Origin of the sequence: Sporosarcina sp. FSL W7-1283, assembly GCF_038003105.1 — a bacterium.
In the GTDB taxonomy this organism is placed as follows: Bacteria; Bacillota; Bacilli; order Bacillales_A; family Planococcaceae; genus Sporosarcina; species Sporosarcina newyorkensis.
In genome coordinates, this window is sequence record NZ_JBBOOL010000001.1 from 372,797 (window position 1) to 389,166 (window position 16,370).

Genomic DNA, 16,370 nt, shown 5'->3' on the forward strand with positions numbered 1-16,370 from the left:
AAGAGGATAAGAGGTGGTTTAGTTGAGTAAAGAAATGGTAGTCCATTTAGATGGGGAGTCATTAGATCGTCAGCTGATCGAACGCATTGTTTTTGACGAAGTAGAAGTCGATATTTCGGATTATGCTTTAAAGCGTGTGCGGGAAAGCCGCGAACGTATTGAGAAACAATTAAGAGATGGAAAGGTTATCTATGGTGTCAATACAGGTTTCGGGAAACTGAGTGATATTCAAATTGAAGAAGATGATATTGCGAAATTACAGCTGAATCTGTTGCGTGCGGATGCTGTTGGAGTGGGTGAACCCTTATCTAAGCCAATCGTACGTGCCATGATGATTTTAAGAGCAAATGCTTTAGCGAAAGGATTCTCCGGAATCAAGGAAGATACACTTCAATTATTAGTTCAGATGATCAATAAAGGCGTTCATCCAGTCGTGCCGTGTAAGGGTTCAGTAGGTGCAAGTGGTGACTTGGCCCCACTAGCGCACGTAGCTATCGTTTTAATTGGAGAAGGTCGTGCAGAGTATGAGGGTGAAATTCTGACCGGCGGAGAAGCGTTGCGGCTTGCCGGATTAGAACCTGTTACTTTACAGGCTAAAGAGGGACTAGCTTTGATCAATGGGACTCAAGCTATGACTGCAGTAGGCGTAATCGGATTTAATGAAGCTGAACGCATTGGCTATGCTGCGGACATGTCAGCTAGTTTGACAATGGAGGCACTTCAGGGAATTATAACAGCATTTGACAGCGAGCTATTGGCAGTACGTCCGCATAAAGAATTGGAAGTGGTTGCCTCCCGTATTCGTAACTGGTTGGAGGGAAGTCAACGTGTGACTAGCCAAGGACAGATTCGCATGCAAGATGCGTATTCCATACGCTGTATCCCGCAAGTACATGGTGCATCTTGGCAAGCATTGCAGTATGTAGAGGATCGATTAAGCGTGGAAATGAATTCCGCGACAGATAACCCTATAATCCTTGAAAATGGAGAAATCATTTCTGGTGGCCATTTCCATGGACAGCCGATTGCTTTGGCAATGGATTTCATGAAGGTTGGAGCTGCAGAACTCGCTAATATTTCAGAGCGTCGGATTGAGCGTCTGGTTAATCCACAATTGAGTGGATTGTCCCCATTCCTTGCCACGGATCCAGGATTGGAATGTGGCTTGATGGTCGCCCAATATGCAGCGGCAGCATTAGTTTCAGAGAACAAAGTACTTGCACATCCGGCAAGCGTGGATTCCATTCCGACATCCGCTAACCAAGAAGATCATGTCAGTATGGGAACGATTGGTTCGAGACAAGCACGTGAAATCATTCATAATAGTGCACGTGTCATTGCGATTGAATTAATTTGTGCATCCCAAGCGATTCATTTAGAGCAAGCGGAGAATGAACTGGCTCCTGCAACGAGTGCTTATTTGGAGAAGGTTCGTAAAATTTGCCCACCGTTGCTAGCGGATCGCGATATCTCTGAACAGATCGAAGAATTAGCGCAGTTCCTATTACGTGATGATACGTTAACACAGCAAAAGTTATAAGAACGTTGTATTACCTTTACTCAATCTTTGGTTTGACGATATGCAGAATCTTCAACTGAAGAACTCATAATTACTCTCCCTATAAAAATAAATTATAAAAGGTTGTCGGAAAAGTCGTTTTAAATGACTTTTTGCGACAACCTCTTTTTATTTTCATACTCCGTTCGCATCAATTATGCAATATGCATAGTTGTTTGCATGCAAGTAATTTCTGCAAGGGGGTGATGTAGACACTCTCTTTTTTAGCCGGTCCGATTATGCTATTTAAAAATTTAAAAGCAGATAATATTTAGACCCTGAAAGTGTCAGTGGTAAATGATGTAGAAGAAAGTCTGAATTTAAATTGGATTAGGATAGAAAAGCAATAGTTTTTTGGTATTGCAGATTTCCGGTACTTATCCTATCTTGCAATGAAAAGAAATTACTTCTCGAGTAGTCCTATACACGGACTTACTTTTTAAAAACTCTGATTTCTCTAAACAACTTATAGATATGTTTGAATTGCATCCAGTAGGCTATACCCACCCAAGAAAGTAGCGATCAAGATAACTACGGCACCTATAATATTAAGCAAGACGGAATTTCGCTTGTCTCCCAATAGTTTCTTATTATTCATAATGACGAACAAAAAGATTGCTACTACAGGAAGCAAGATACCATTCAAGGCTTGCGCCATGAGCAAGACATCCATCGGACTGAAACCGATTGCGGAAGTAATGATACCGATAATGATAACGCTCGCGAATACCATTTTGAACTTTTTGTTTTTCATTCCGTTTTCCCATTTCATAACGCTGCTGATCGCGACTGCCGCACCGAGAGGACTCGCAATTGCGGATGAAAACCCTGCGGCAAAAATCCCGATGGCAATGAAGACTTTAGCCCAAGAGCCGAATAATGGCTCCAATTGGTAGGAAAGGTCGGCTACACTGTTGACTTCCATTCCGTACATCGTTGTACCGGCTGTAATCAATACAGCTGCAGTAATCAAACCGCCTACACAGATTGAAATAATCGTATCCCATCTAGCCTCTTTTAAATCGCTCGCCTGTGTCCAGCGTTCCTGTACCATCGAAGAGTGGATGAAGAAATTGTATGGAACAACTGTCGTTCCAACCAGTGCGATGATCATGATGATGGAACCGGCAGGCATAGAAGGAACAAATGCCCCTGAAAATACTGCGCCAAGATCAGGCTTCACAACAATCATTGTTGTGATAAATGTCAGACTCATAATGACGACTAAGGTAATCATCAATTTTTCTATCAACTTATAACTGCCTGATAGTCCTAAGAACAAAATAGCCACGCCTATGAAAGGGCTTACAACATTAGCTGGAATAGATGTCAGGGTAGAGATTCCTAGCGAAGTACCCATCAAATCCCCAGAAATGTATGCGGCGCACCCTACGCCGATTGAAATGATGACCAGCCAAATCGATGCGAATTTCAGCAGCGGCTGTTTGAATTGATCGTGTATTGCTTCCCCGAGTCCCTTTTGGGTAATCACACCGAGACGTGCAGACATCTCTTGCAGAACAATGGTTGCGATGATGGAAAATACAACTGCCCATAAAATCGCATATCCAAATCCTGCTCCCGCCCTTGTTGCGGTTGTGACTGTACCGGGTCCGATGAATGAAGCTGTAATAATGGCTCCAGGCCCCATCGCTTTGATTTTAGCCAACAAGCCCTTTTTCTTAACTAGATTTGCAGATACCATATCAGCTGTCATTTCTTTTTCCCCCTAATTCTTAACACACTATAAGTGAAGGAAAATATACTTATTTTTCCTCAAGTGAGTTGTAAATCGTTTGTTTTGATACCCCTATTAATTCAGCAATCCGATCAGTCGATCCTTGTATGAGGAACATACCCTTGCTTTCCAAGTGGCGGACGAACTTAATTCGGTCTTTTCGTTTTAGATTATCAATGTCAATTCCAAGCTCCACAATCGTGCTTTTAGTAATTTGGTCAAATACTTCATCGATATGGGTAGCATAGGACTCATCAAATTGTTGGTCCGAATTGTTCGTCTCTGGAAGGATCATTTCTCCTAATACTTGATGTAATCGGTTCATCTCCGTAATGTCCAAGTTGATGCCTAAGAATCCGATGACTTCACCGCTCAGGTTTCGTATAAATACGATAGACGTCTTGATGATCTTACCTCTTGTTGTATTCGTTATGATGCCATTGAAGTCCTTAATGTCTTCAGGTTTCTTCTTCAGTTCCTTTAAAATAAATTCAGTAGTAGGAGCACCAAGGCTCCTTCCAGTGACATCGCCTTTTAAATAAATTAAAGAAGACTCCACATCTGTTATGTCGTGTATGACAATTTCACAATTGACATTGAAGACTCCATAGATTGCATCTGCCATTCGTATATATGCGTCAAAAAAATGATTGTTTTCTCTCATGGTAAATGAACACTCCTCAGTATAAATATCCTTTCTAGTTTCCTATAGATAAGGTGAAAAATCGAGCACTATTACTAAATATAGATATATTTACCTGAGGAGAATATGAAATTCCTTTAATTACTGCTTGATATTCTGCTGATTGTGCAGAATGTTTCCTGCAAGTGCATACAAAATGAGAGTGGAAGCAAAGTGAGCAGATAGTTGATTAGGATCTTGCTGCGGATAAATTTCCACGAAATCCATTCCAATCACGCCTAATTTACAAATCTCGTGCACTAATGTCAGTAGTTCATATGAAGTCAATCCATTTCCATCTACTGGTCCGCCTGGATTAAATGCAAAATCCAATACATCACTACAGATGGTCAGGTATACACAGTCGACATCCTTGGAAGCCATTGCATGAATTTCTTTTGCAAGTTCCTTTAAATCTTTATGCCCTCGGATATCATTGACAGTCAATGTCACCGCACCCGCAGCTTTTGCATTGCGTCCGCTTTGAGGTTCGTTACGCGGACCGTGAATTCCTGTGTGGATGATGCTCTCATTGCGTACGCCTTCCTGTTCGTAAAGTCGGGCGAATGGACTGCAGCGTGCATACTGATCGCCATTGTGTGAAGGCAAGTTGTCATAATGTGCATCTAAATGAATGATACCGACCTTTTTTCCTGTCTCTGTTATGGAGCGGACAATCGGAAACGTGATGCCATGATCTCCACCTAAGCCAACGACGAATTTACCAGACTTCCACAGATCAGAAGTGAAGGAGGTAATTCGTTTCATTGTCTCATCGACATCTGCAGGCACAACATCAACATCTCCTACATCACCGAGTGTGACGTGTTCGAAAACGTCCATATCATTGATTTCTGGTAGATAACCAGAATATCTTGCAGAACATAAACGCATAACTTTTGGTCCTAGTTCACAACCCGTATAGTCGCCCCACGTCACAGCGCCTTCCCAAGGAACTCCATACACCAATACATCTATATCCGAAAAGTCTTTTGTGGCCGAGATATTTTTTGCTCCTAACATACAAGGAGTATTTCCGTAAATTGTTTCAACCATTATTGCAACCACCTTTACTTTTTTTAAACTGTTTTTAATTATATTAAACTCATGTTTAAGAATTGTCAAATACTTTTAAAAAAAATAAAAACAAGATTTTTAAATCGGAACAAAAAATGAGTGAATAAAAAGGAGATCGATTTTCATCGAAACTCCTTTGTGTATTATCAATATATCCAATTTTGAATACACTGAATTAACTTTTTAGCACCTGGAGATACATGTTTAAAAGAAGTGGCGGCAATGCCAATAGAACGTGAATAATTTCCCTCCAATGGAATTGCGCGAATGTTTTCAGGTAAGCGATATAATATCATTGACGGCAAAATACTGATGCCAAGACCATTTTGCACCATAGAGATGATAGCTTGATCTTCTTCGATTTCATATTGAATAGGTGGAGTAATTTTATACTTTTTAAAGATTCTACTGACATCATTGTCAATAGTGGATTTAGGCATTATGAAACCTTCGTTTCGAAGTTGCTCATAATGAATCAGTTCATTGTGAAAGAGTGGATGTGTATCTGGGACAATGCAAAGCAACGGGTCTGTTATGATAGGGATTGTATCAAACGAGCTTGCAGTGGGGAGGGATAAAAAACCGAAGTCAATTTTTCCTTCTGAAATCCACTCTGTAATGTCATCATAATTTCCTTCATATAGCTTAATCTTAATCAGTGGAAAATCTTCCGAGAACTTTTTAAGAATGAGGGGAATCCATTGAATCGATACGCTTGGAAAAGTGCCGATTCGAACAATACCTGTCTCAATGCCATTAAATTCTGATGCCTTCTGAAGCATTTGCTCATTTAGCTTTAACATACCTTGCATATATACGAGCATTTCACTGCCGTTTTCTGTTAGGCTTGTGCCCGATCGATTTCTAATTAACAATGTAAATCCAAAGTCGGCTTCTAGACTTGCGATAGCATGACTTACGGCAGACTGTGTAAGTTTAAGTGTTTTTGCTGCTTTTGATAAACTTCCTAATTCCACGACAGTCCTGAAAATCTCGAATTTTATTAATGACATAACTCTCACCTTTCTCACACATGAATATAATTAATATATAACATTATAAACATTCATTTGACTTATGTAAAAAATGAAAATTATAATAGAGAGAATAATAAAATGATTGGGGATATTATAATGACTAGACAATGGGGAATTAGCACGGAGCTCATCCACGATCAACATACAACAGAAAGAAAAATAGGTGCTGTCGCTCAGCCGATTGTACCAGCTGTTGCTTACTCATTCGAAAATCATAAGATGGCGTCTGATACGGTATCTGGAAAAGAAGATGGTATTTATTATGGCAGGTATGGCAATTGTACATTGCGTGCATTTGAAGAAAAAATGGCGGCACTCGAAAATGGGGAAGCAGCCCTTGGTCTAGGTTCGGGAATGGCGGCCATATCATCCACGCTGTTTGGTGTATTACAAAACGGGGATCATCTGATTGTCACAAAAGATGTTTATGGAGGTACATATCACTTTTTAACGACATTGGCACCGCGATGTGGGATATCGTTCAGTTTAGTGGATTGTACGGATATCGATTGTATCGTGAAGGCAATTCAGCCAAATACAAAAGCAGTCTATATTGAAACGCCATCCAATCCATTGCTTACGATTTTGGATATTAAAGCAATTGCGCAAGTGACTAAACAATATGATCTTCCGCTCATCGTAGACAATACGTTCATGTCGCCATGTTTGCAAAAACCGTTGGAATTAGGCGCGGACATCGTAATTCATAGTGCAACAAAATACTTGAATGGTCACGGAGATGTTTTGGCCGGCGTAATTGTTGCAGATGCAAAATTTATTCATTTTATACGCCAACAAATTATGGGCGATCTTGGACAAGTATTAAGTGCGTGGGATGCATTTTTGATTTTAAGGGGGCTGAAAACACTTGGGTTAAGAATGGAACGTCATTGTAGTAATGCCCACAAGATCGCGACATTCCTGGAAAATCATCCAATAGTGGAAAAGGTATATTATCCAGGATTGAAATCCCATCCGCAATATGAAATCGCTGATCGGCAAATGAAGGGGATGGGCGGCATCGTGTCGTTTGAAATGAAAGGCGGAAGTGCGACGGCGACGGCTTTTATAGATGCTTTGAAATTGTCGATGATATCCTTTAGTCTCGGTGATCCGGAAACGCTCGTTCAGCACCCGGCGACGATGACGCATTCATCGTTGCCTGAAACGGAACGGCTTGCTGCTGGTATTACAGATGGTCTCATCCGACTATCAGCAGGGCTTGAAGATATTGAAGACATCGTTGCTGATTTGGAGCAGGCTTTTGATAAGGTAAATGAATTAAGTAAACGAAACGGAGTGGGTACACATGCGTGAAGTAAAAGATTTGGAACCAGTATCAATGTATACAATCACGGCTAAGTTAATGAATCATACAGTGGATATTGTCACGGACAGGTTTGGAGAAGAAGGAAAACGTATGATGCAGGCAGGCGTTCAAAATGTAGTGGATGAACAACAAGCCGAAGGAAATGGACAGTTAACCGGGCAGGCGCTATTTTCATTTGATAAGCTATTTGACGATGAAAAAATCAAAGAAACATTCCAGTCCTACAATAAAGCGCAACAGTCAGCGGGGCAAGAACCCCATACAATGTTTGCGGTAATGGCAAAATTATTTGCGCATATCGCAAAGTCCGTAGTGGAACGATTCGGCAAAGAAGAAGGGGAACGGGCGATGATGGATAGTGTCGGTGCTTTCGGCGAAGAACGCGGTCGCGATATTGCCCGTCGTGCTGCTGCTGTCGGGAAGCCAAATACGATGGATAATTATTTATCTAATTATGACATGGGTCGCAGTGAACTGTTTGAGTATGAAACCCTTTTTCATCCAACCGAAATTGAACAGACTTTTACAAAATGTGCGTTTGCAGAGCAATGGAAAAAAGACGGGATGGAGGACTACGGAATCCTATACTGCCATATGATCGACCCTTCGATTGCTAGGGGATTTAATCCGAACTTTGAAGTGATACATGATCAATATGTTTTAAAAGAAGGTGTCTGTCACTTTCAGTTCCAAATGAAAGATGAAGAGAAAAGTGATAGAGGGTTTTCCAAATGATTAATAAAGAACGTCTCTGGGCTCGATTAACGGGACTAAGTGGCATTGGAAAGCAAGAAAGTGGAGGCGTCACTCGCTTTTCTTTTACGAGAGAAGAACGCGAAGCAAAAGCGTTGGTCTCTTCATACATGACAGAAGCAGGCATGACAGTTAGAGAAGATGCTGTAGGAAACTTGATCGGTAAGAAAGAAGGTCGGCAAAAAAATGCGCCAGCTGTTCTGATGGGTTCCCATATCGACACAGTTCTGAACGGCGGTATGTTTGACGGGGCTCTAGGTGTGATTGCAGGCATCGAAGTAGTTCATGCGATGAGCGAAAGAGATATACAACCTGACCATCCGATTGAAGTGATTGCTTTTACGGATGAAGAAGGAAGTCGTTTTGGTTTCGGTATGATCGGCAGCCGGGCGATTGCTGGTACGTTGACTGACAAGGACCTTGAGCAACGTGATGAAAATGGGATAACGATTGCAGAAGCGATGGAGGAATCGGGTCTTGATCCTAAACTGGTGGCAGACGCCGCGAAAGATCCAGCTGACGTAAAAGCATATGTGGAACTGCATATCGAGCAGGGGCGAGTGCTTGAGAATCATGGTCTCGCGGCAGGGACCGTTTCCGGGATCGCGGGCCCGCTTTGGATGAAATGGACGATTACTGGAGAAGCTGGACACGCGGGTGCAACACCGATGAATATGCGGAAAGATCCCTTAATGGCTGCTTCAGAAATCATGCAGTTTATAGAAGGAGAAGCAAAAAAGTACCCGAATCTTGTAGCGACAATTGGACGAATTGCCGTGAAGCCAGGCGGTGTTAATGTAATTCCTTCCGAAGCGACTTTTACGCTTGATCTTCGGGATATCGATGAAGAAATAAGACAGCAGGCTGAGGAAAAGATGGTTGCTCACGCGCAACAAGTTTGCCGCGACCGAGGAGTAGAGATCGAATTTGAAACGTTGCAAAGGGTCACACCGGTTCCATGCTCTGCAGTCATTCGGCAGACGATACAAGCAGCTTGCCTAAAACTGGGCTTGAAATCTTTCGAGCTTCCAAGTGGTGCGGGACATGATGGGATGCAATTTAAAGATTTTTGTCCAATTGGAATGATTTTTGTTCGTTCTGAAAATGGTATTAGCCATAATCCTGAGGAATGGAGTTCTAAGGAAGATTGCGGGAAAGGGACGGAAGTTTTGTATGAGACGGTTTTGTCACTTGTAAGCGAAGTATGAAAAAAAGAGATGTCTAATGTGTTGACGTTTTTGCAAGTAGGATAGATATTGTAGTGTGAATTTTTGAATAGCGCAGGCAATACGAATTCATGTCGTGTTGCCTTTTTTGGTACTTATATTTAGTTATGCGGGTAGTATTAGTGTGATTTTAAGGAGAACCAGATCCCCTCTAAATTCAAAAATATTTTGGGTGCTACCTCTTGATATGGCGAACAAAGTAGAGTCGCAAATCGTGACGCTTAAGGAAATTGGATGATTTCCTTCCGGCTATAGCGTAAATAAACTCTAACCCCCTGTATCAGTACATAACTAATCTAGGCATAGTTATGTACAAAAAGGACAAGATGACCGGGTTAGATAGTTGAGAAGTATATTGACAATTCGGAAATTAGGTTATATTGTGTAATACAAGTTCTTGTATGGTACATGCAAGATAATCTTTATTTTAATTAGTCAATGAAAGTGTATGGGCTTCATCTAAAGAGCTAGTTACTATTGAAAAGTATCTGAAATATTTTTAGCTTTTTGAGTATGAATTCTAAGGTGAAATTTAATTTTTAGAAAGGTGTGCTGAAAATGGGGAGAGAACTATTTGAAAAGGGCTTGAAAGTAAGAAAAGAAGTGTTGGGGGAGGAGTATGTCAATAAGTCAATAGAGTCTGCTACAGATTTTAATAAAGAACTGCAACAACTGGTAACGGAGTATTGTTGGGGAGAGGTTTGGACGCGGGAAGGCTTGCCTAGAAAGACCAGAAGCATTATTAATATTGCAATGTTAACGGCACTTAATAGACCTCATGAATTAAGACTTCATATAAAAGGTGCATTAAATAATGGCGTTACTGAAGAAGAGATTAAGGAAGTGTTGTTGCAGACAGCAATTTATTGTGGAGTTCCTGCTGCGATCGATAGTTTTAGAAATGCAAAGGAAATTATTGAAGAGTATAAGAGTGGAAAAGAAGTTTGAGGGTTTTTAAACAAACCCATAGATGCTCTACACAGTAAAATAGGCTGTAAAGAAAAAAGAGCTGTTACAATGGACCATTAATTGTCAAACAGCTCTTTTTTAGATTTAATTTAGTTCATAAAGGAGGGAATATTCTAATGTTTCATCTGAATCTAAGAAGAAAAATAATGTTGGTTTCTTTTCTGTTCTTATGTATACCTGCACTTTTGATCGGGATCGTAAGCTATCAATTGTCTTTGAACAGCCTGAACGAGTCAGGAAAATTAATGTTAAAAAACAGTGTAAAGCAAGCAATTGAAACAATAAAAATGATGGATCAAGAAGTGAAGCAAGGGAATATCAGCTTGGAAGATGCACAAGAATATGTAAAAGTATCTGTTTTAGGAGAGAAGTCAGCTGACGGTACCCGCCCTATTAATAAAAACATAGACCTCGGTGAGAATGGTTATTTTTATATTATTGATGAGCAAGGGAACCAAATTGCGGATCCATACCTGGAAGGTACGAACACTTGGGACTATCAAGACAGCGATGGAGATTACTTCTTTCAAAATATGATTAAGAATGTCCAAGCCGATGGGTCAACCTATATGGACACATTGTGGGAGCTGCCGGACAGTCCTGGTCAAATGGCGTTGAATGTCAGTTATGCGGAGTTGGAACCGACTTGGGGTTGGATTTTGAGTACGAACAGTTTCTATCAGGATTTTAATAAAAGGGCAAAGGCGATCATGACCGCACTTGCCATTACACTTGCTTTATCTCTAGCGGTTGGGGCAGTCATTATTTATTTTTTCTCACGCAGCATTTCCAATCCTTTGATGGCATTATCAAGTCAAGTCAAACAAGTAGCGCAAGGAAATCTCGCAGTAGATGTTCTGGAAGTGAAAAATAAGGACGAAATAGGGATACTCGTCCAAGGTTTCCAGCAAATGATACACAACGTTCGCCAATTGATTACAAAAATTACAATTACGTCGGATGAAGTTGCAGCGTCCGCAGAACAATTAACGGCGAATGCAGAGCAAAATACAGAAGCAACTGAACATATTGTTGCAGCAATCCAGGAAGTAGATCTTGGGGCAGAAAAACAGACAGAAGGCGCGGATGTAATCGAACAGATGATGACCAGGATGGATACAGGACTGCAAGAGATTGCGACCGATTGCTTGGGCGTTTCAGGAGTGGCTCAAACCTCATCGGCGGAGGCAGAAGAAGGAAATAAGCTTTTGCAACAGTTGATAGGTCAAATGAATATGATCCGCACGACGGCCGCAGAGTCTAGTTCATCGATTGAAAAATTAAAAGTTCACTCTGAGAAAATCGGTACGATCGTAGAAGTCATAGGAAATATCGCCAAGCAGACAAATTTACTAGCTTTGAATGCGGCGATTGAAGCAGCGAGGGCTGGTGAACATGGAAATGGATTCGCTGTTGTTGCCAATGAAGTCCGGGTCCTGGCAGATCAATCTACAGAATCTGTGCAGCATGTTACAAACTTAGTCATGGAAATTCAGAATGAAACAGATAACTCAGTTGTAGGCATGAATGGAGTAAATGTAGAAGTGGGCAGCGGGATCAAAATCGTTAATGAGACCGAACGAAGGTTTGAGTCCATTTTGAATTCGTTAAACCAAGTTGCCGGCCAAATTCAAGGCGTAGCAACCACAACGCAACAAATGTCGGGAAACAGCGGGCGAATCACGGTCTCAGTTAAAGAGTTGAATCAAATCGCTAGGGATTCCTCCAACCATTCCCGTAGTGTAGCAGCGTCGAGTGAAGAGCAACTTGCCTCTATGGAGGAAATTGCTGCTTCAGCTTTTTCATTGTCCCGTATATCAGAGGAACTCCAAACATTAATTGGGGAGTTCAAAGTAAAATGATTAATGGGCAGGTGAGGAGCTCGGCGTCCTGATTTTTGGACGAATCTTTGTAACAGTTTTCAAAGTATTGAATGATCAGTGAAAGATATTGGGCGCTTATATTTTAATTAGACGAAATGGTAAAACAACGCGATGCAAGATTTGTACGCGTTGTTTTTCGTATACAGATAGTTATTGAATATAAAGTAAAATGGAACTGAGCCGTAAAAACGTTTAATTTGATCAACTGATCTTATGTGGATAAACAATGAAATATGACTTTAATCTATTATTTAAATAGTCCGTTGGTAATATGTTTTTAATAGTGTATAAAAAGTAGGTTTGGACGGGTAAGAAAATCTGGATAGTATATTGACAATTTTGAAAGTAGGATATATTCTGTAATACAAGTTCTTGTATGGTACATGCAAAGGGAGCGGAAATTATGTTTGTATGTAAACGCTATCAAACATTTAGGGGAGGAGAGAGACTCAAGAGCTAAGGTTTCTTTGCATTCATATTGTGTACATGTTAATAGATTGAACATTAGGAGGGGAATTATGACGAAAAACTATTGGCAGTTTATTCGTGAAAAGGTTGATTGGCCTGTGTTCTTATTTAGTGGAGGCATACTGTTAGCATTCGTATTATTTTCATTCTTTAAAGTGGATGCAGTCAGTAATTTTGTGAATAAAGGATTTGATTTATCCATTCGCTACTTTGGGGCTTACTGGCAATTTCTTATGATGGCTACCTTTGTTGTTGGAGCGGTATTAGCAGTATCAAAGTACGGCAAAGTCCGTCTTGGTGACGCAAAAAAACCCGAAATGTCTTATTTTAAATGGGTAGCTGTAATCCTGACGACTGGTCTTGGTGCAGGGGGAGTCTTTTGGGCAGCAGCTGAGCCTATGTATTATTTTCTGGATGTGCCTCCCATGCATAAAGGAATTGTAGGAGGTACCGAGGAAGCAATAGGACCCGCTTTAGCTCAGAGTTATATGTCATGGGGATTTACTGCATGGTCTGTTTACGGCGCAATAAGTGCGATTATTTTGATTTATGCGCACAAGCATAAAGGAATGCCGCTGAAGCCTAGAACTCTGTTATATCCGATATTGAAAGAAAAAGTGTTAACGAGTAAATGGGGTGCGGCTGCCGATGTGTTTTGTATTATAGGGGCTGCAGCAGGTACGATCGGCCCAATAGGTTTTCTGGGGTTACAAGTCAGCTATGGGGTAAGTTCGATTTTCGGCATACCTGATACGTTTATAACACAGCTTTCTGTGATCGTTATTTTGACAGGAGTAGTACTCGTATCCACGCTCACAGGTATTGAAAAAGGGATTCAATTTTTAAGTAAGCTAAATGTGAATATGGTTGCGGTGATTGCCGTCTTTTTATTGTTACTGGGTCCTGGTTTATTCATTATCAATTCATTCATGTCTTCCTATGGGACGTATATTAGTGAATTTGTAAATATAAGCACATTCCGTGGCGATGAAGCGTGGCTTGGCGGTTGGATGCTGTTTTTCTTTGGATGGTTTATAGGTTTTGGTCCATTGGTGGCATTATTCGTGGCGAGAATATCGAACGGCAGAAAAATTCGTGAAATTTTTGTAGTAGTTGCTGTCATAGCACCGGTCGTTACAAACTTTTGGTTTACTGTACTTGGTGGAACAGGTATCTTCTATGAGCTGAAAAACTTAGGTTCTGTCAGCGGACCTTTAGAAGAGGGTGGATTGCCAAGTGCGATCATCGCTATAGCAGGACAAATGCCGTTAGGAAGCATAATGCCATCTGTTTTCTTGATCTTGACGACGTTATTCGTTGTGACGACTGTAGATTCCATGTCTTATTCCATCTCAATGGCTGTGACGGGAGACGGAAACCCACCGAAAGTTGTCCGCGTGTTTTGGGCTGTTATTATGTCCACTATCGCTACAATTCTCATTAAAATTGGCGGTGGAGGAATCGGGGCATTACAATCCTTTGTTGTAATAGCAGCAGTTCCGGTATCGATCCTTTTACTTCCAGTTGTATGGTATGCACCGAAAGTTGCTAGAGTGCTGGCGATTGAACAAGGGATTGTCAAAGAGGAGCAAGATATGGTCATGATCAAAGAAGTTGCAGCTGATCGGGAAACAGAATTAAAAAGCCAATAAGATATATTACAATAATCTAAATACTCGTTGACATTTGAAAAGTTAGATAATATACTCATCTCATAGCTTGTATGGTACATGGTAGGTTACTAATTCGATATGAAGAAGTTATTACCGTGGACATGATTCATACAAAGAGAGGTGATTGTGATTACACAGAAAATACAAACGGTCAGTATAACGGCACAAGTTACCAATGCAATACGAGAGGCAGTTACCTCAGGAGAATACGAACCCGGAAAGCAATTGTCAGAAGCAGCGTTATCTCAGTATTACGAAGTGAGCAGGACTCCGATTAGAGAAGCGCTGAAACAATTGGAAAGAGAAGGGCTTGTCGAAATCATTCCCCGTGTAGGCACTTGTGTAAGAAAGCCGACTGAACAAGAGCTTGATGAGCTTTTCACAGTAAAGGAAGCGTTAGAAGGATTTGCAGCAGGACTCTTGGCGGAAAGCCAGGACCCGGTAGCGATCAAAGAACTTGAAGAAGCCGTCAATTTAATGGAAGTTGCCGCCCGGAAAAATGATACGAATCTATACGTGGAAGCGAATGAACAGTTTCACGCGGCGATTCTGGCAGGAGCGAACAATTCCAAATTAAGCTATTTACTTAACTTGATGCTGAATCAAATTCCATACCAACGCTACGTCCATATAAGTATCAACGATCCAGAACGTTTAGTTAGATCGCTTAAAGAGCACCAAGTGATACTAGAAGTGATTTTGAAAGGCAAACGTGATGAAGCTGAAGGCACGATGAGACGTCATGTCGAAGCAAGTGCTAAAGGATTGAAAGCAGGGATTGCCAAAAAGATGAGTGCGAGCTCAGTTAATTAGGAGGAGAAACATTATGAAATTTGGAGTATTTGCAAACCTATCAGGCCCAGGACGCCATGACGAATATTATAAAGTGTTGGACGAGGCTCGTGAGCAAGCGATTTATTTTGATGAAAACGGTTACGATTCAGTTTGGTATACGGAACACCATTTCGGCCATGAGGGGAACGAGTTAATCTCTAACCCCTTGATGATGGGTGCAGATATTGCAGCTCGCACAAAAAACATTCGAATTGGTCAAGCAGCAAACGTAGCGACGTTCTGGCATCCTTTACGTTTGGCAGAAGATATTGCGATGCTTGATCAGTTGAGTAAAGGCCGAGTTGAGGTAGGATTGGCCCGTGGTTTGTACGGTCGGGAAGCAGCCAACTTGAATCCTTTATCCGATCCGAAAAATAACGATCAAAACCGAGCGGTATTCGAAGAAACACTGGAAGTCATGAAAAAAGCATGGTCTAACCGTTTCTTCTCCCATAAAGGCGAGTACTTCAATTTCCCGGCAGACGGGTTGTCATGGAAACATCCGATGAGCCCGCCTTCTCCAGAATTCATGGATATGGAAAAAGGGGAAATCAGCAAAATCTCGCTTATGCCGAACACTTATGAAAATCGCATGCCGAACATTTGGCAAACAATTGACTCACCTCGTTCAATTGAAATCGCTGCTCAAACAGGAATTAACGGGATCTTCTGGATGCCGACTGTAAAAGAGCTGAAGCAACGTTTTGAGCTATATCGTGATAAAGCTTCTGAAGCAAGAGGTGTTGAAGTACCACTTGGCCAAGGAATTGCACTTGTGCGTGATGTCTATGTCGCAGAAACAATGGAAGAAGCCCGTGCGGATTTCGAAGAGGCTGTACTAAATACGTACCGCTGGATCTGCCATTGGAGAGGCCTCAGCAACTTGCTTGATCCGGGTGAAGTGTTGAAAGAAGGACAGGAACTTGATTTTGATTTCTTGTTCCATAGAAATATGTTGGTTGGAACGCCGGAATACGTAGCAGGTAAGATTCAGGAACTCCAAGATGAATTGAACTTGGAAACCTTGCTGCTATGGACAAATCACAGCACATTGCCGCATGAAAAAATCATGAAGAGCATGAAGCTATTTACGGAAGAAGTTATGCCAAAATTCGCAAAAACAAAATTGGAGGTAAATTAAT

The 16,370-nt window shown here is 41.2% G+C and carries 13 protein-coding genes; 9 read left to right on the plus strand and 4 right to left on the minus strand.

Annotation, left to right across the window (positions count from 1 at the left end):
• The first annotated feature begins 34 nt into the window (after positions 1-34).
• Positions 35-1,540 carry a histidine ammonia-lyase gene (gene hutH, locus MKY93_RS01785; protein WP_040759027.1) on the plus strand — a complete coding sequence of 502 codons (1,506 nt, stop codon included), beginning with the start codon at positions 35-37 and terminating at the stop codon, positions 1,538-1,540.
• Between the two features lie 484 nt (positions 1,541-2,024).
• Here hutH and MKY93_RS01790 read toward each other — a convergent pair whose 3' ends face one another.
• The 4 genes from MKY93_RS01790 to MKY93_RS01805 form a co-directional block, all read right to left on the minus strand.
• Positions 2,025-3,275, minus strand: coding sequence for an Nramp family divalent metal transporter (locus tag MKY93_RS01790; protein WP_009766410.1), 1,251 nt, complete (start codon positions 3,273-3,275; stop codon positions 2,025-2,027).
• A gap of 49 nt (positions 3,276-3,324) precedes the next feature.
• On the minus strand, positions 3,325-3,960 hold the full coding sequence (locus MKY93_RS01795; protein WP_009766409.1) for a helix-turn-helix transcriptional regulator: 636 nt from the start codon (positions 3,958-3,960) through the stop codon (positions 3,325-3,327).
• 120 nt (positions 3,961-4,080) lie between these two features.
• Positions 4,081-5,034 (minus strand): agmatinase family protein, encoded by a 954-nt coding sequence (locus MKY93_RS01800; protein WP_040758616.1) that lies wholly within the window; start codon positions 5,032-5,034, stop codon positions 4,081-4,083.
• Positions 5,035-5,201: 167 nt separating this feature from the next.
• Complete coding sequence (locus MKY93_RS01805; protein ID WP_078817526.1) at positions 5,202-6,068, minus strand: LysR family transcriptional regulator; 867 nt, start codon at positions 6,066-6,068, stop codon at positions 5,202-5,204.
• A gap of 117 nt (positions 6,069-6,185) precedes the next feature.
• Between MKY93_RS01805 and MKY93_RS01810 the strand changes: the two genes are divergently transcribed.
• The 8 genes from MKY93_RS01810 (at position 6,186) to MKY93_RS01845 (ending at position 16,369) form a co-directional block, all read left to right on the plus strand.
• The gene (locus MKY93_RS01810) at positions 6,186-7,409 is read left to right on the plus strand and encodes a trans-sulfuration enzyme family protein (RefSeq protein WP_445683500.1); all 1,224 of its coding nucleotides are present in this window, start codon (positions 6,186-6,188) and stop codon (positions 7,407-7,409) included.
• Positions 7,402-8,157 carry an L-2-amino-thiazoline-4-carboxylic acid hydrolase gene (locus tag MKY93_RS01815; protein ID WP_245799479.1) on the plus strand — a complete coding sequence of 252 codons (756 nt, stop codon included), beginning with the start codon at positions 7,402-7,404 and terminating at the stop codon, positions 8,155-8,157. Before MKY93_RS01810 ends, MKY93_RS01815 begins: the two co-directional genes overlap by 8 nt.
• A complete protein-coding gene (locus MKY93_RS01820; protein ID WP_340758069.1) occupies positions 8,154-9,383 on the plus strand; it encodes a Zn-dependent hydrolase in 1,230 nt (409 codons plus the stop codon). Before MKY93_RS01815 ends, MKY93_RS01820 begins: the two co-directional genes overlap by 4 nt.
• A gap of 576 nt (positions 9,384-9,959) precedes the next feature.
• Positions 9,960-10,349: a 4-carboxymuconolactone decarboxylase gene (gene pcaC / locus MKY93_RS01825; protein WP_009766391.1), complete on the plus strand. Its 390-nt coding sequence runs from the start codon at positions 9,960-9,962 to the stop codon at positions 10,347-10,349.
• A 137-nt stretch (positions 10,350-10,486) separates the two neighbouring features.
• On the plus strand, positions 10,487-12,232 hold the full coding sequence (locus MKY93_RS01830) for a methyl-accepting chemotaxis protein (RefSeq protein ID WP_340758070.1): 1,746 nt from the start codon (positions 10,487-10,489) through the stop codon (positions 12,230-12,232).
• Positions 12,233-12,771: 539 nt separating this feature from the next.
• Entirely contained in the window at positions 12,772-14,373 is a 1,602-nt protein-coding gene (locus MKY93_RS01835; protein WP_040758597.1) for a BCCT family transporter, read from the plus strand.
• A gap of 147 nt (positions 14,374-14,520) precedes the next feature.
• Positions 14,521-15,207, plus strand: a complete 687-nt coding sequence (locus MKY93_RS01840; RefSeq protein ID WP_245799478.1) for a GntR family transcriptional regulator — start codon at positions 14,521-14,523, stop codon at positions 15,205-15,207.
• Between the two features lie 13 nt (positions 15,208-15,220).
• Positions 15,221-16,369, plus strand: a complete 1,149-nt coding sequence (locus MKY93_RS01845; RefSeq protein ID WP_340758071.1) for an LLM class flavin-dependent oxidoreductase — start codon at positions 15,221-15,223, stop codon at positions 16,367-16,369.
• Position 16,370: the final 1 nt, after the last annotated feature.

Bases quoted from the DNA above. Each gene is read 5' to 3' on its own strand.
- MKY93_RS01845 (WP_340758071.1), top strand. From the start codon at position 15,221: ATGAAATTTGGAGTATTTGCAAACCTATCAGGCCCAGGACGCCATGAC.
- MKY93_RS01795 (WP_009766409.1), bottom strand. From the start codon at position 3,960: ATGAGAGAAAACAATCATTTTTTTGACGCATATATACGAATGGCAGAT.
- MKY93_RS01790 (WP_009766410.1), bottom strand. From the start codon at position 3,275: ATGACAGCTGATATGGTATCTGCAAATCTAGTTAAGAAAAAGGGCTTG.
- MKY93_RS01805 (WP_078817526.1), bottom strand. From the start codon at position 6,068: ATGTCATTAATAAAATTCGAGATTTTCAGGACTGTCGTGGAATTAGGA.
- MKY93_RS01830 (WP_340758070.1), top strand. From the start codon at position 10,487: ATGTTTCATCTGAATCTAAGAAGAAAAATAATGTTGGTTTCTTTTCTG.
- MKY93_RS01800 (WP_040758616.1), bottom strand. From the start codon at position 5,034: ATGGTTGAAACAATTTACGGAAATACTCCTTGTATGTTAGGAGCAAAA.
- MKY93_RS01815 (WP_245799479.1), top strand. From the start codon at position 7,402: ATGCGTGAAGTAAAAGATTTGGAACCAGTATCAATGTATACAATCACG.
- MKY93_RS01820 (WP_340758069.1), top strand. From the start codon at position 8,154: ATGATTAATAAAGAACGTCTCTGGGCTCGATTAACGGGACTAAGTGGC.
- MKY93_RS01835 (WP_040758597.1), top strand. From the start codon at position 12,772: ATGACGAAAAACTATTGGCAGTTTATTCGTGAAAAGGTTGATTGGCCT.
- pcaC (WP_009766391.1), top strand. From the start codon at position 9,960: ATGGGGAGAGAACTATTTGAAAAGGGCTTGAAAGTAAGAAAAGAAGTG.
- hutH (WP_040759027.1), top strand. From the start codon at position 35: ATGGTAGTCCATTTAGATGGGGAGTCATTAGATCGTCAGCTGATCGAA.